Raw genomic sequence first — 13,778 nt, 5'->3', positions numbered from 1 at the left:
TCAGCAGCCGAGCCGGTCGGCGATGCCGTTGAAATCATCGGCGACGATGTCCCAGGCGCCGGTGGCGTCGAAGTCGCGGCTCTGCAGCGGGCCGTATTCGGTGGGGCGGGCGACGAAGGCGGTCTTCAGTCCGTAGCGTTGCGCCGCCTCGAGATCATTGTTGTGCGCGGCGACCATCATCACCTCGCCGGGCGCAAGACCGAGCAGACGCGCGGCGCCGAGATAGGTCTCGGGGTCGGGCTTGTAGTGCTGGAACAGCTCGGCGGAGAGAACGAGGTCCCACGGCAGACCCGCGAACTTCGCCATGTTGGTGAGCAGTGCGACGTTGCCGTTGGAGAGCGGCGCGATGATGTATTTGGACTTCAGCCGGGTCAGCCCGGCGACGCTGTCGGCCCACGGATGCAGCCGGTGCCAGCCACGGGTGAGATGATCGAGATCGGCTTCGGTCAAGCCGGTGATGCCGAGCTGGGCGACGAGCGTCTCCAGCGAGCGCCGGTGCAGCACGTCGAGGATGACGTAGCCGCGCTCCGGATGCCTGCGGACCTCGTCCATCGAGCCGACATAGAGCCCGCGCCAGCCATCGACCAGCGCGGTCCAGTCGCCCTGGATGCCGCGGGTCTTCGACCACGCGGTGAAGTCGTTGATCAGGCTGGTGCGCCAGTCGACGACGGTGCCGAACACATCGAACACCAGCGCCTTGACCATGGACAGGTCGGGCATGCTGAGCCGCTCTCCAATTTCGTCATTCCGGGATCCGCGCACAGCGCGCAGACCCGGAATTTCGCGCCACGATCTCGAGATTCCGGGGTCACGCTCCGCGTGCCCCGGAACGACTGTGCTGGATCAGTCGAGGTGGAACTTCGCCAACTGGCGATGCTCCGCGCGGATGTAGCGCACCGTGCCGGTGACCGAGCGCATCACGACGGTCTCGGTCTCGATCACGCCGTCCTTGCGGAACTTGACGCCGGAGAGCAGCGAGCCGGTGGTGACGCCGGTGGCCGCGAACAGACAGTCGCCGCGGGCCATGTCCTCGATGCCGTAGATCATCTTGGGATCGCCGACGCCCATCTTGTGGGCGCGCTCGCGCTTCTCCTCGGTGTCGAGGATCAGGCGGCACTGCATCTGGCCGCCAATGCAGCGCAGCGCCACCGCGGCCAGCACGCCTTCCGGCGCGCCGCCGGTGCCGAGATACATGTCAACGCCGGTGTTGTCGGGATCGGCACAGTGGATCACGCCGGCGACGTCGCCGTCAGTGATCAGGCGCACCGCAGCGCCGGTCGAGCGGACGCCCTGAATGATGTCGGCGTGGCGCGGACGGTCGAGCACCAGCACCGTGATCGCGCCGGGCTCGACGCCCTTGGCCTTGGCGAGCCGGCGCACGTTGTCGGCCGGCGTTGCGTCGATGTCGACGACGCCCTTGGCGTAGCCGGGGCCGACCGCGATCTTCTGCATGTAGACGTCGGGGGCATGCAGCAGCGTGCCGCCATCGGCCATCGCCATGGTCGCGATCGCGCCCGGCATGTTCTTGGCGCACAAGGTCGTCCCCTCGAGCGGGTCGACCGCGATGTCGACCTTGGGCCCGGCATTGAGGCCGACCTTCTCGCCGATATAGAGCATGGGCGCCTCGTCACGCTCGCCCTCGCCGATCACGACCGTGCCCTCGATCGGCAGCTTGTTGAGCTCGCGGCGCATCGCATCCACGGCCGCCTGGTCGGCCGGCTTTTCCTGGCCGTGGCCGCGCAACCGCGCCGCCGACACCGCCGCCCGTTCGGTCACGCGCACCAGCTCCAGCGTCAGGATGCGCTCGAGCAGCAATTGTTGCGGGACAGAAATCTGCGTCGACATCGATCAACTCCTCAAGACGTCAAGGCGGACATCCGCCATCAAAATCTACCGCTCGCACGCCGCCCCCCCTGGGCGGCATCCGGGTCAGGCGGTCGGCACGAACGGCCGCTCTCCGCCTGTCTATTCTCCGGTTTGAGCATGAACCTATACCAAACGCCACGCGTTTGTTTGAGCAGGGACAAGTGGTTCCCTGGCATCATGCGCTAGTTCTTCTCGATCCGGATCACCTGCGGCTTGCCGCTGATGACCTTGTCGCGCTGCACCGCCTGGAGCGCGCGATGCACGGCGTCCTCGTGTGTCGCATAGGTGATCAGGATGACCGGCACCGGCGCAGACTTGCCGGCCGTCTTCGCCGGCTCGCTGCCATTGGGATGGCGCTGCACGATCGATTCGATCGAGATCTTCTGCTCGGCGAGCCGGGTGGCGATGGTCGCGGCCGTGCCCGCGTGGTCACGCGCCATCAGGCGGATGTAATAGCCACCCTCGTGCCGCTCCATGGGTGCCTTCTCGGTCGCCTGCAGCCTGTCGACCGGACGCCCGAACGGCGCGGCGCGGATGCCGCGCGCAACGTCGGCAATGTCGGCAACGACAGCGGACGCCGTCGCGGCGCCCCCTGCTCCCGGACCGACCAGCGTGATCGGCGGGATACCGTCGCCGTCGATCGTGACCGCGTTGGTGACGCCCATCACCTGGGCGATCGAGGAGGATTTCGGCACCATCGTCGGGTGCACCCGCTGCTCGATGCCCTTGGCGGTGCGCACGGCAACGCCAAGCAGCTTGACGCGGTAGCCGAGCTCCGCCGCCGCGCGCAGGTCCTCCGGCGCGATCGAGGAGATGCCTTCGACATAGACCGAGTTCTGCGCCACCTGGGTGCCGAAGGCGAGGCTCGCCAGGATCGCGAGCTTCTGCGCGGTGTCGTGGCCATGGATGTCGAACGACGGATCGGCCTCGGCATAGCCGAGACGCTGGGCGTCCTTCAGACATTCGTCGAACGACAGCCCCTCCTGCTCCATCCGAGTCAGGATGTAGTTGCAGGTGCCGTTGAGGATGCCATAGACGCGGCTGATGCCGGTGCCGGTGAGTCCTTCGCGCAGGGTCTTGACCACCGGAATGGCCGCGCCGACGGCGGCTTCGAAGTTCAGCGCACCGCCATGCTTCTCGGCCGCCTTGGCGAGCTTCAGGCCGTGCTTGGCGATCAGCGCCTTGTTGGCCGTCACCACCGACTTGCCGGCCTTGAGAGCGGTGTCGATCGCCGACAGCGCGGGATCGCCGGCGCCGCCCATCAGCTCGACCAGGCAGTCGATTTCGGGATCACTCGCCAGCGCGATCGGATCCTTGGCCCATTTGATCCCGGACAGATCGATGCCGCGCTTCTTGGCCTTCGACCGCGCCGTCACGGCGACGACCTTCACCGGGCGCCCTGTGCGTTCGGTGAGCACGCGTCCCTCACGCTCGATGAGACGAACGACCTCGACACCCACGGTGCCGAGGCCCGCGATGCCCACTCTCAGGGGTGCGACCATGGAATCAAAGAACCTGTCGAAAAGAAAGTACGGGAGGGCTCAGCGCCGGTTGGCGATGGGAACGACGTTGTGCAACGTTTCGATCCCGCTTTCAAGGAAGCGGCGGACGCCGCGCGCGGCCTGCCGGATGCGCTGCTCGTTCTCGACCATCGCGATGCGGACATAGCCTTCGCCATGCTCGCCGAAGCCGACGCCCGGCGACACCGCGACGCCGGACTTCTCGACCATGAGCGTCGCGAACTGCATGCTGCCGAGGCTCTTGAACTTCTCTGGCAAAGGCGCCCAGGCGAACATCGACGCCTCCGGCGACGGAATCTCCCAGCCGGCCCGGCCGAACGCCTCGACCAGCGTGTCGCGGCGCTTGCGGTAGACGTCGCGCATCTCGCGAATGCAGTCGTCGGGACCGTTCAGGGCAGCCGTGGCCGCGACCTGCACCGGCGTGAACGCGCCGTAGTCGAGATAGGATTTCACGCGCGCCAGCGCCGCGATGATGCGCTCGTTGCCGACGGCAAAGCCCATGCGCCAGCCGGCCATCGAATAGGTCTTCGACATCGAGGTGAACTCGACCGCGACATCCATCGCGCCAGGCACCTGCAGCACCGACGGCGGCGGGTTCTTGTCGTCGAAATACACCTCGGCATAAGCGAGGTCCGACAGGATCAGGATCTCGTGCTTCTTCGCGAATGCGACGAGGTCGCGATAGAAGTCGAGGCTCGCGACATAGGCGGTCGGGTTGCTCGGATAGCAGACGATCAGCGCAAGCGGCTTCGGGATGGAATGAATGATCGCGCGCTCGGCCGCCTCGAAGAACTGCGGCGTCGGCTCGGACGGCACCGACCGGATCACGCCGCCCGCCATCAGGAAGCCGAAGGCATGGATCGGATAGCTCGGATTCGGGCAGAGAATGACGTCGCCCGGCGCGGTGATCGCCTGCGCGACGTTGGCAAAGCCTTCCTTGGAGCCGAGCGTCGCCACGATCTGGGTGTCGGGATTGAGCTTCACCCCGAAACGGCGATCGTAATAGGCTGCCTGCGCCCGGCGCAGTCCGACGATGCCGCGCGAGGCCGAATAGCGGTCGGTCCGCGGCTTGCCCAGGGTCTCTCTGAGCTTCTCCAGCACGTGCGGCGGCGCCGGCAGATCCGGATTGCCCATGCCGAGATCGATGATGTCGGCCCCGGCGTTCCGCGCGGCCGCCTTGGCCCGGTTGACCTGCTCGAACACGTAAGGCGGCAGACGGCGGATGCGATAGAAATCTTCCATGGGTCTCTCGGCTCCGGCAACCGGGGGCGGATTCGCCAGCAGAGCTGGCGCTGCGGCGGCGCACGCCATCCCTTGAAACCGGTGCTGGATCAGGAGCTTAGCACGGGCTCGCGGCTTGGCTGGCAACGACACGCGGAGGTGTTGATTCCGGTTGTTTTATCATGGCCGCCGCGCCGCGCCAGACAATTACGCCGCTCCGGGCGGCCGATCGCCCAGCCCCTGTCCCTGGCCGATCATTTGGGCCTGGTGCTGGTGCCCGCCGAGGCCTGGCGGTCGCGCGCCGCGAGCAGCTCCTTTTCGATCTTGTCGCGCTCCTGCGGCGAGATGATCGGCGCATCGCGGTCGCGCGGCACGTCGTTGACGGGCAGATACCCGCCCGGCTCCCTGGGTCGGGCGACCGCATCCGCGTCGAGCGAAGGCATGTCCGCGATTGGACTGGAGCACCCGGCAAGCGTGAGCGCGCCGAACACAACGAGCCCCGCAACAAGGGCGCGCCGTCCCGAACTCCAGCCTCGCCCCTGCGTCCCCACGCGCACGTCCCTCAGCCCCCAACTTCCAGTCGACGGTCCCCGGCCCGACCGCAGCGCGGCGCATTTTGCCGCAGCACAACCAATTGTCACTCGAAACGTGACCGGCTTGAACAGGAATTTCATCCAGCTACGTGATCATGATGTCGGAAGCGAGAGATTTTTTCGCAACGCAACAATCAGAAATCGAATTTGCCGCAAACTCGCGGATTATTGATCTCGCGCGGTGACGAAACGGTCCCGACGCGATAGTGTGATCCAGCCATGACCGACGTTCAGAACAGCAGCAATCCAGAAAAAACATTCGATGCGGAAGCGTTCGCGATGAACATCGCGAAAGCCATGGAAAGCAGCGGCAAGGCGCTCTCGGCCTACCTGAAGCCGCGCGAGACGGGCGAAGTTCAGGACCGGCCACCGACCGAATTGACCGAAGTCGTCAAATCCTTCACCGCCGTCGCCGACTACTGGCTGTCGGACAAGGATCGCGCCAGCGACATCCAGACCAAGATCGCCAAGGGCTATCTCGATTTGTGGGGCTCGGCCGCGCGCCGTCTCGCCGGCGAAGACGCCCCCCCGGCCATTTCGCCCTCCCCGCGCGACAAGCGCTTCGCCGATCCGGAATGGAAGTCGAACCAGTTCTTCGATTTCGTGATGCAGGCCTATCTGCTGACGACGCAGTGGGCGCAGGACCTTGTCCACAATGCCGAGGGCCTCGATCCGCACACGCGCAAGAAGGCCGAGTTCTACGTCAACCAGATCACCAATGCGCTGGCGCCCTCGAATTTCGTCCTGACCAATCCGGAGGTGCTGCGGCAGACGGTAGCGTCGAGCGGCGATAATCTTGTGCGTGGCATGCAGATGCTCGCGGAGGACATCGAGGCCGGCAAGGGCTCGCTGAAGATCCGCCAATCCGACCCGGCCAATCTCGAGGTCGGCGTCAACATGGCGACGACGCCGGGCAAGGTGATCTTCCAGAACGAGATGATGCAGTTGATCCAGTACGCGCCGTCGACGGAGAACGTGCTGCGCACGCCGCTGCTGATCGTGCCGCCCTGGATCAACAAGTTCTACATCCTCGATCTGCGCCCCGAGAAATCCTTCATCAAATGGTGCGTCGATCAGGGCCTCACGGTGTTCGTGATCTCCTGGGTCAATCCCGACAAGAAGCTCGGGACCAAGACCTGGGAAGACTACATGAAGGAAGGTCCGCTCACCGCGATGGATGTCATCGAGAAGGTGACGGGTGAGATGAAGGTGCACACGCTCGGCTATTGCGTCGGCGGCACCATGCTCGCGACCACGCTGGCCTGGCTCGCCGACAAGCGCCGCCAGCGCGTGACCTCGGCGACCTTCCTCGCCGCACAGGTCGACTTCACCCATGCCGGCGATCTGCTGGTGTTCGTCGACGAAACCCAGATCTCGGCGCTGGAGCGCGACATGCAGGCTTCGGGCGTGCTCGAGGGCAGCAAGATGGCGATGGCCTTCAACATGCTGCGCTCGAACGACCTGATCTGGTCCTATGTCGTCAACAACTACCTGAAGGGCCAGCCGCCGCAGGCATTCGACCTGCTGCACTGGAACTCGGACGCCACGCGGATGTCGGCGGCGAACCATTCCTACTACCTGCGCAACTGCTATCTGGAGAACCGGCTGACGCAGGGCACGATGGTGCTGGACAACACGCTGCTGGATCTCTCCAAGGTGAAGGTGCCGGTCTACAACCTCGCCACCCGCGAGGACCACATCGCGCCGGCCGACTCCGTGCTGTACGGATCGCAATTTTTCGGCGGTCCGGTGAAGTACGTGCTTTCGGGCTCGGGCCACATCGCCGGCGTCGTCAATCCGCCCTCCTCCGGCAAGTATCAGTACTGGACCAATGACCAGATCCACGACATCTCGCTGAAGGACTGGATGAAGGGCGCGCAGGAGCACAAGGGCTCGTGGTGGCCGGACTGGCGCGAATGGCTGAGCCAGCTCGATCCGGAAGAGGTTCCCGCGCGCGGCGTCGGCAGCGAGGCCTATCCACCGCTCGAGGATGCGCCGGGCTCCTATGTCCGCGTCCGCGCATAGCGCGATCCGCCGCGATTGACTATAAACGCTCCGTCCCGCCGGGACGGGACGGGAATCAGTTGAGGGGATCTCGATGACGCGCGAACTGTTCTGGCTGACGCTCACGGTCATTCTGACCGGCCTGCTGTGGGTTCCCTACATCCTGAACCGCTGCCAGGTCCGCGGCCTGACGGGCGCGATGGCCAACCCTTCCCGCAACGACAAGCCGCACGCGCCGTGGGCGACCCGGCTGATGTTCGCGCACGACAACGCGGTCGAGAACCTCGTGATCTTCGCGCCGCTGGTGCTGATCCTCAACGCGATCGACTATTCGACCAAATGGACCGTGCTCGCCTGCGCCGTCTATTTCTGGTCGCGCGTCGCCCACGTCATCGTCTACGCGATCGGCCTGCCCGTATTTCGCACCCTTGCGTTCGTCGTCGGCTTCATCGCCCAGGCCGTCCTGGCGCTCGCGATCTTCGGCTGGCTCTAGGCCTGTCGGCTAGGGAAGATTGTCCCGCAGGAAGATGTCGATGCGGATGCGCTCCTGATCGGGGCTGATCGGCTCGCCCGAGCAATGCGCGAGCAGGACCCGCGCAGCCGAGCGCGCCTCGTGGCCGGGATCCTGGTTGATGATGGCGTCGCACGTGCCGCGGACCAGGAACCGCCTGGTGTGCTGGGTCAGCTCATGGGTGATCCAGACCACCTCCCGGGCGCGGCCGGATGCCTCGAGGGCATCGGCGATGCCACGGTTGCCGGCGCCACAACAGTAGATGCCGCGCAGATCCGGATGGCGCGCGAGCAGCGCGGCGGTCAGCTCCCGCGTGCGCTCGCTCTCATCGCGGCCTTCGATTGCCGGAAGCGCGAGCAGGTTCGGGTACTCGCTGGACAGGATCTGGTGAAAGCCGAATTGCCGCTCGGCGTGATCGCGCAGCGACAATGATCCCGCGATCACGGCAACCGTCCCCTCGCGACCGCCGAGATAGCGCCCCATCAGCGTGGCCGCCGTCCGCCCCGCGGCAGGGTTGTCGATGCCGACGTAGTGCAGGCGGCGCGAGCTCGGGGCGTCCGAGACCAGGGTCACCACCGCGACGCCGCGCGCGGTGAGTTCGTCGATCGCGGCGCGCACTCTGGGGTGATCCAGCGCGATGACCGCAACGCCCTGATAGGCCGGCGACAGGTTCTCCAGCGCACCGGCCAGCACGTCAGGATCGAACACGTCGACGTGGAGGATATCGATGAAGCCGCGCTGACCGGCCAGCCACTCTGCCGTGCGCTGGACCTGCTCGGTCAGGATGGTCATGAAGCTGTTGCCACCGGTCGGCAGCACGAAGGCAAAGCGGAAGCTCTGGCCGCGCGCGAGCCGTGCCGCTGCGACGTCGGCGCGATAACCCAGCTTGGCAACAGCGGCCTCCACCCGGGCAACGGTCTTGGCACGCACGCCCTCGCGCCGGTTGATGACGCGGTCGACGGTGGCGAGCGACACGCCCGCCGTCCGCGCGACGTCCTCCAGCGTGGCCCGGACCGGTAACGGGTTCGCGTCAGCCGTCACTCGCGCGCCGCCCATAGCATGCCGCGGGTCATCAACGTCCGGATCTCCGGCACGTCGAGCTCGTAGGCACGGTGGCCGAGCGAGGAATAGAACACCCTGCCCGCGCCGTAACGCTTCTTCCAGACCACCGGCATCACCACCCCCTCGATCCACGGGGCGTGCTCTCCGGTGAAGGTCGTGGTCGCCAACACCTCGTTGGCCGGATCGACGTGCATGTAATACTGCTCTGAACGGTGCTCGAAACTTGTCAGGCCCTTCATGATGGGATCGTCCGGCCTGGTCAAGTCGACCCGATAGTCGATGATGTTGCCGGGATGGGCGACCCATTGCCCGCCGCACAGGAACTGGTAGTCGACCGAATCGCGGAAGGCATCGCACATGCCGCCATGATGGCCGGCGAGCCCGACGCCGCGGCGCACCGCCGCGCAGAGGTTGAGCGCTTCCGCCTTCTCGATCTTGGACATCGTGTAGATCGGGATGATCAGCGACAGATCGTGGATCGCAGGATCTGCGAACGCGGCCGTCGTGGTCTCGATCCGCACCTCGAAGCCTTCCGCCTTGAGCCAGCCGCGGATCATCGAGGCACAGAGATCGGGGTCATGTCCTGGCCAGCCGCCCCATACAATCATTGCCTTGCGCATGTCTCTGTCCTCAGTCGATCTGTCCGGTGTCGCGTCCAACAGGCAACATCGCCGGCCGCTCCACACGGCTCTCGATCCTGCCCCGCCGCCCTTCGCTTGCGGAGGTCTGGAACGCCTCCATGACCTCCAGCACGTGGAAGGCGAGCGCACCGCTGGCCCGATGCGGCCGGTCGTTCAGGATCGCGGTCGCCATATCGGCCACGCCGATGGAGCGGAACTCGCCGTCGACGTGACCATGCGTCAACGGCATCGTCTGCCAGTCCCCGCCGGTCTTGGCGATCTGGACCTCGCCGCCGAAGCGGTTCGGGTCCGGCACCAGCATGCTGCCCTCGGCGCCATAGATCTCGATGGGCGCGTGCCGGTGCTTCGGAACGTCGAAACTCATGGTGACCGAGACCACCGCCCCGCTCTCGAACTCGAGCGTGCCCGCGACGTGGGTCGCGACCTCGACCGGGATCAGCGTGCCGTTCATCGGCTGGCTGGTGACCAGGCGTTCGGATCTTGGGCGCGCGGTCGAGCCCATCACGCTCGCGACCGGGCCAAGCAACTGCACCAGATCGGTGATGTAGTACGGGCCCATGTCGAGCATCGGCCCGCCGCCGCGCAGGTAATAGAAGCCCGGCGCCGGATGCCAGCGCTCATGGCCGGGACAGCCGAAGAACGCGCTGCCCGCGACAGGCGTGCCGATCGCGCCGTCGTCGATCAGCTTGCGCGCGGTCTGGTGGGCGCCGCCGAGGAACGTGTCGGGCGCGCAGCCGACCCGCAGGTTCTTCTGCGCGGCAAGCTCGATCACCTTGCGGGCTTCCGCGACGTCGATTCCGAGCGGCTTCTCGGAATGAACGTGCTTGCCGGCATTCAGCACGGCGAGACTGACGTCGGTATGGGCGAGCGGCACGGTGAGATTGATGACGATCTCGACGTCATCGCGTTTCAGCAATTGATCGACCCGCATCGCCGGCAGGCCGAAGGCTGCGCCCTGTCGCTCGGCTGCGTCGCTGCGCATGTCGGCGAGCGCCTTGATGTCCAGAACGGGGAAGCGCTGGGCGGCCTTCAGATAGGCGGTGCTGATGTTGCCGCAGCCGATGATGCCGATGCCGACTTTTCTCATTGGGGTCTCCGTGAGGTCCGGTTCATCCCTTGACCGCGCCCGACGTCAGGCCGGCAACGATGTGCTTCTGCGCCAGGAGGAAGAGGATGATCGTTGGCAGGATGGTCAGGGTGATGAAGGCGAGGATCAGGTGCCACTCGGACGAATACTCGCCCTGATAGACCATGATGCCGAGCGGCCATGGATACAGCGCATCGGTGTTGAGCATCACCAGCGGCAGCAGATAGGCGTTCCAGCTGTTGACGAAGGTAATGGTGCCGACCGTCGCCAGGATCGGGCGCGACAATGGCAACGTCACGTAGCGGAAGAATTTGATATAGCTGCAGCCGTCGACCAGCGCGGCCTCGAGCAGCTCGTAGGGGATGTCCTTGAAGAAGCGGCGCAGCAGCAGCACACTCATGGCGAGGCTGAAGGCGACCTGCGGCAGCGCGACGCCGAAATAGGTGTCGAGCAGCCCGAGATCGCGCACCTTGATGAACAGCGGCAACACCGCGGTCGCCGCCGGAAACAGCAGGCCGAGCGTCAAATAGCTCAGCAGCATCGAGCTGCCGTAGAATCGGACATGGGCAAAGGTGAAGGCCGCCATCGACGCGACGATGAGAGTCAGAACGACCGTCAGCGTGGAGATGATCAGCGAATTGCGCAGGAGCTGCCAGTAGCGCCCGGAGAACAGGATATCGGCATAGTTCTGCCACGCCCAGTGCTGCGGCAGGCCGAACGGATTCACGCGCAATTCCCCGAGCGACTTGAAGCCACCGAGCAGCGTCGCAAGCAGCGGCACCAGCACGAAGATGGCGACGATCGCGAGGAAAACCGTCTTGAACAGCACGGCGGGATCGAATGGTGCCCGGGTCGTCTCCACCTTATTCATCGCGCATGAACCATCGCTTGTAGGTGAAGGCAAAGGTCACGCAGATCACGAACAGGATGACGCCGATGGCGCTGCCATAGCCGACCCGCATCCGGGAGATGCCGTTGTTGTAGAGAAAGCTCACCATTGTATTCGAGGAGTCGGCGGGCCCTCCGCGCGTCAGCGGCATCACCAGGTCGAACAGCTGCAGCGAGCCGACGATGGCGAAGAACACCGAGAGCCGAATCGTCGGGTAGAGCAAGGGAATGACGATGTGGCGCAGGCTCTGCGACCGCGTCGCACCGTCGATCCGGGCGGCCTCGATCAGGCTCTTGTCGATGCTCTGCAGCGCGGCGATGAACAGCATCATGTGGAAGCCGAAATACTTCCAGACGATCACGATCAGCACCGCCAGCATCGCCGTGTCGGTCGAGGCCAGCAGATGCGGCGGCTCGGCGCCGAAGCTGCGCCAGATCGACGCGACCAGGCCATAATCGCCGTCATAGACGAAGCTGAAGATCAGCCCGGTCGCGATCTCGGCGAGGATATAGGGCATGAAGAACAGCATCCGCAGCGCCACCGCGCCGCGGAACCGCTCCGCGAGCATCAGGGCCAGAGTCAGCGCCAGCGGCAACTGGACACACAGCGAGACCGCAATGATCAGGCCGTTGTTGCGCAGCGCGAGCCAGAACGCGCGCGTCTCCAGCACGAAACGATAGTTGTCAAAGCCGATCCAATGGGTCGGCCTGCCGAACCCATTCCAGTTGAAGCCCGAGTACCAGGCGGCCTCGCCGATCGGCAGCACCACGAAGAGCGTGAACAGCAGCAGCGCAGGCGGCAGGAACAGGATCAGGACGGTGAAGCGGCCGTCCCAGCTCGGGCCGCCCACCGCGCGCGTGGAGAGCGATGCCGGCGATACACCCATCGCCGGCGAACTCGCGATCGGACGTGCCACGTCAGTTGCCCTGCTTCCGCGCTGCCTCGATCGCCTTGGCCGCCTCCTGCGGACTCATGCTGCCGCCGGCGATCTCCGCGGAGACATCGTTGACGACGCGACCGACGGAGGGGCCGAGGCTCTGGTCATAGAAGTTCTGGTGATAGTTCGATTTGGCCAGATTGGACGCGATCAGCTTCATGAAGGAATTGTTGAGGCCGGCGTCCGCGCCCTGCACCACCGGGATGATGAAATTTCCCGCCGCCAACCGTGTCTGGACGTCCTTGGAGATGAAGTACTTCAGGAAATCGACGGCTTCCTTGGGCGAGCCCTTGGTGACCAACCAGCCGGTGATGCCGCCGAGCGTATCCGTCGGCGCGCCCTTGCCGCCTTGCACGACCGGAAAATCGAACCAGCAGATCTTGTCTTCGCTCAAGCCGACCTTGTCGGCGGCGAGCGCCCGCTGCAGATTGTAGACGGAGCTGATCGCGAGCGTCATCGCCGCCTTGCCATCGCCGAAATATCCGACGGCCTGCGGGTTCTTGAAGCCAAGAAAGCCATTCTGGAATGGCTGGAGATCGACGAGCTGCTTGAACAGCTCGCCTGATTTGACGAAGGTGTCGCCGGCAAAGCCGCCATTCTCGCCGCGCAGCGCCGCGTCGAATGCCGGCTTGCCGCCGATCCGCACCGCAAGATGCGTCCAGTAGAAATGCAGCGGCCATTTGTCGGCGCCGCCGACCACGATCGGGGTCACGCCGGCCGCCTTCAACGTCTTCACGGCGCTCAGCAGATCGTCCCAGCTCTTGATCGCCGTGGGATCGACCTTGGCCTTGGCCATCAGCTCCTTGTTGCAGACGAAGCCGACCTGCGACAGCGAGATCGGAAGGCCGTAGACGTGGCCGCCATCGGTGAATGCCGCGAGCGCCGCCGGAGTCACGCTGTCGCTGTAGCCTTTCACCTGCTCGGTGATGTCCTCGAGCACGCCAGCCTCGATCTGCGCCTTCAGGACACCGCCAGCCCAGCTATAGATGATGTTCGGCCGGTCCTTGGACTGCAGGATGGTCGGCAGCTTGGCCTTGTAGGCCTCGTTCTCGAGGAACTGCATCTCGATCTTGACGCCCGGATGCGACGCCTCATAGGCGCGGGCCACCTCCTCCCAGATCTTCACCTGGGCTGGATTGACCTCGATATGCAGCCATTTCACGGTGGTATCGGCGCTCGCGGCGGTGGTCCAGAGCAGGCATGCGGCAGCGGCGAGTCCCAGCTTCGCGAGCAGTCTCATCACAATCCTCCCAACCGTCTTCTTTGTTGCGGTAATCCTGTCCTCATTTTTTGAGGTGCGCAACTGAAATTCTGACAGAGCAAACCTCAAACGTGTTCGCATTTGCGAACAGCTTCACGAGTAGACAGAGAGATTGCTAATTGGGCTGAGCAAGACTCGGCGGGCAGCCGCACGCGCCTTTCGCCTGGAAAAGGCGGAGCGGGCGTC

The 13,778-nt window shown here is 65.1% G+C and carries 13 protein-coding genes; 2 read left to right on the top strand and 11 right to left on the bottom strand.

Going from position 1 to position 13,778, the window contains the following annotated elements:
- The 5 genes from ACQR0W_RS12290 to ACQR0W_RS12270 all read right to left on the bottom strand — a co-directional run bounded on the left by ACQR0W_RS12290 (position 1) and on the right by ACQR0W_RS12270 (position 5,050).
- Positions 1 to 720: a haloacid dehalogenase type II gene (locus tag ACQR0W_RS12290; protein WP_316170483.1), complete on the bottom strand. Its 720-nt coding sequence runs from the start codon at positions 718 to 720 to the stop codon at positions 1 to 3.
- 123 nt (positions 721 to 843) lie between these two features.
- Positions 844 to 1,845 (bottom strand): class II fructose-bisphosphatase, encoded by a 1,002-nt coding sequence (glpX, locus tag ACQR0W_RS12285; RefSeq protein ID WP_315712118.1) that lies wholly within the window; start codon positions 1,843 to 1,845, stop codon positions 844 to 846.
- 203 nt (positions 1,846 to 2,048) lie between these two features.
- Positions 2,049 to 3,368 carry a homoserine dehydrogenase gene (locus ACQR0W_RS12280; protein ID WP_315712119.1) on the bottom strand — a complete coding sequence of 440 codons (1,320 nt, stop codon included), beginning with the start codon at positions 3,366 to 3,368 and terminating at the stop codon, positions 2,049 to 2,051.
- A 39-nt stretch (positions 3,369 to 3,407) separates the two neighbouring features.
- Positions 3,408 to 4,628 carry an LL-diaminopimelate aminotransferase gene (locus ACQR0W_RS12275; protein WP_315712121.1) on the bottom strand — a complete coding sequence of 407 codons (1,221 nt, stop codon included), beginning with the start codon at positions 4,626 to 4,628 and terminating at the stop codon, positions 3,408 to 3,410.
- A gap of 233 nt (positions 4,629 to 4,861) precedes the next feature.
- On the bottom strand, positions 4,862 to 5,050 hold the full coding sequence (locus tag ACQR0W_RS12270; RefSeq protein ID WP_316186946.1) for a hypothetical protein: 189 nt from the start codon (positions 5,048 to 5,050) through the stop codon (positions 4,862 to 4,864).
- Between the two features lie 369 nt (positions 5,051 to 5,419).
- Between ACQR0W_RS12270 and ACQR0W_RS12265 the strand changes: the two genes are divergently transcribed.
- Together ACQR0W_RS12265 and ACQR0W_RS12260 are read left to right on the top strand one after the other, a co-directional pair.
- Positions 5,420 to 7,225, top strand: coding sequence for a PHA/PHB synthase family protein (locus ACQR0W_RS12265; RefSeq protein WP_315826887.1), 1,806 nt, complete (start codon positions 5,420 to 5,422; stop codon positions 7,223 to 7,225).
- A gap of 73 nt (positions 7,226 to 7,298) precedes the next feature.
- Positions 7,299 to 7,697 (top strand): MAPEG family protein, encoded by a 399-nt coding sequence (locus ACQR0W_RS12260; protein ID WP_315751659.1) that lies wholly within the window; start codon positions 7,299 to 7,301, stop codon positions 7,695 to 7,697.
- Between the two features lie 9 nt (positions 7,698 to 7,706).
- On the opposite strand, the gene ACQR0W_RS12255 is transcribed toward ACQR0W_RS12260, so the two are convergent.
- The 6 genes from ACQR0W_RS12255 to ACQR0W_RS12230 are packed head-to-tail and all read right to left on the bottom strand — an operon-like array spanning position 7,707 to position 13,571.
- Complete coding sequence (locus ACQR0W_RS12255; RefSeq protein ID WP_315712126.1) at positions 7,707 to 8,756, bottom strand: LacI family DNA-binding transcriptional regulator; 1,050 nt, start codon at positions 8,754 to 8,756, stop codon at positions 7,707 to 7,709.
- Positions 8,753 to 9,397, bottom strand: coding sequence for a ThuA domain-containing protein (locus ACQR0W_RS12250; protein ID WP_316170481.1), 645 nt, complete (start codon positions 9,395 to 9,397; stop codon positions 8,753 to 8,755). Before ACQR0W_RS12250 ends, ACQR0W_RS12255 begins: the two co-directional genes overlap by 4 nt.
- Before the next feature lie 10 nt (positions 9,398 to 9,407).
- Positions 9,408 to 10,505 (bottom strand): Gfo/Idh/MocA family protein, encoded by a 1,098-nt coding sequence (locus ACQR0W_RS12245; RefSeq protein WP_316170480.1) that lies wholly within the window; start codon positions 10,503 to 10,505, stop codon positions 9,408 to 9,410.
- A gap of 22 nt (positions 10,506 to 10,527) precedes the next feature.
- Complete coding sequence (locus ACQR0W_RS12240) at positions 10,528 to 11,376, bottom strand: carbohydrate ABC transporter permease (protein WP_315751660.1); 849 nt, start codon at positions 11,374 to 11,376, stop codon at positions 10,528 to 10,530.
- On the bottom strand, positions 11,369 to 12,310 hold the full coding sequence (locus ACQR0W_RS12235) for a carbohydrate ABC transporter permease (RefSeq protein WP_315712132.1): 942 nt from the start codon (positions 12,308 to 12,310) through the stop codon (positions 11,369 to 11,371). Before ACQR0W_RS12235 ends, ACQR0W_RS12240 begins: the two co-directional genes overlap by 8 nt.
- 1 nt (position 12,311) lies before the next feature.
- The gene (locus ACQR0W_RS12230) at positions 12,312 to 13,571 is read right to left on the bottom strand and encodes an extracellular solute-binding protein (RefSeq protein WP_316170479.1); all 1,260 of its coding nucleotides are present in this window, start codon (positions 13,569 to 13,571) and stop codon (positions 12,312 to 12,314) included.
- Positions 13,572 to 13,778: the final 207 nt, after the last annotated feature.

Origin of the sequence: Bradyrhizobium sp. HKCCYLRH1034, assembly GCF_051168375.1 — a bacterium.
Taxonomy (GTDB): domain Bacteria; phylum Pseudomonadota; class Alphaproteobacteria; order Rhizobiales; family Xanthobacteraceae; genus Bradyrhizobium.
Note: the sequence above shows the minus strand (reverse complement) of the source record. Positions and strands in the feature narration are given on the sequence as shown.

Bases quoted from the DNA above. Each gene is read 5' to 3' on its own strand.
- ACQR0W_RS12290 (WP_316170483.1), bottom strand. From the start codon at position 720: ATGCCCGACCTGTCCATGGTCAAGGCGCTGGTGTTCGATGTGTTCGGC.
- glpX (WP_315712118.1), bottom strand. From the start codon at position 1,845: ATGTCGACGCAGATTTCTGTCCCGCAACAATTGCTGCTCGAGCGCATC.
- ACQR0W_RS12280 (WP_315712119.1), bottom strand. From the start codon at position 3,368: ATGGTCGCACCCCTGAGAGTGGGCATCGCGGGCCTCGGCACCGTGGGT.
- ACQR0W_RS12275 (WP_315712121.1), bottom strand. From the start codon at position 4,628: ATGGAAGATTTCTATCGCATCCGCCGTCTGCCGCCTTACGTGTTCGAG.
- ACQR0W_RS12270 (WP_316186946.1), bottom strand. From the start codon at position 5,050: ATGCCTTCGCTCGACGCGGATGCGGTCGCCCGACCCAGGGAGCCGGGC.
- ACQR0W_RS12265 (WP_315826887.1), top strand. From the start codon at position 5,420: ATGACCGACGTTCAGAACAGCAGCAATCCAGAAAAAACATTCGATGCG.
- ACQR0W_RS12260 (WP_315751659.1), top strand. From the start codon at position 7,299: ATGACGCGCGAACTGTTCTGGCTGACGCTCACGGTCATTCTGACCGGC.
- ACQR0W_RS12250 (WP_316170481.1), bottom strand. From the start codon at position 9,397: ATGCGCAAGGCAATGATTGTATGGGGCGGCTGGCCAGGACATGACCCC.
- ACQR0W_RS12245 (WP_316170480.1), bottom strand. From the start codon at position 10,505: ATGAGAAAAGTCGGCATCGGCATCATCGGCTGCGGCAACATCAGCACC.
- ACQR0W_RS12240 (WP_315751660.1), bottom strand. From the start codon at position 11,376: ATGAATAAGGTGGAGACGACCCGGGCACCATTCGATCCCGCCGTGCTG.
- ACQR0W_RS12230 (WP_316170479.1), bottom strand. From the start codon at position 13,571: ATGAGACTGCTCGCGAAGCTGGGACTCGCCGCTGCCGCATGCCTGCTC.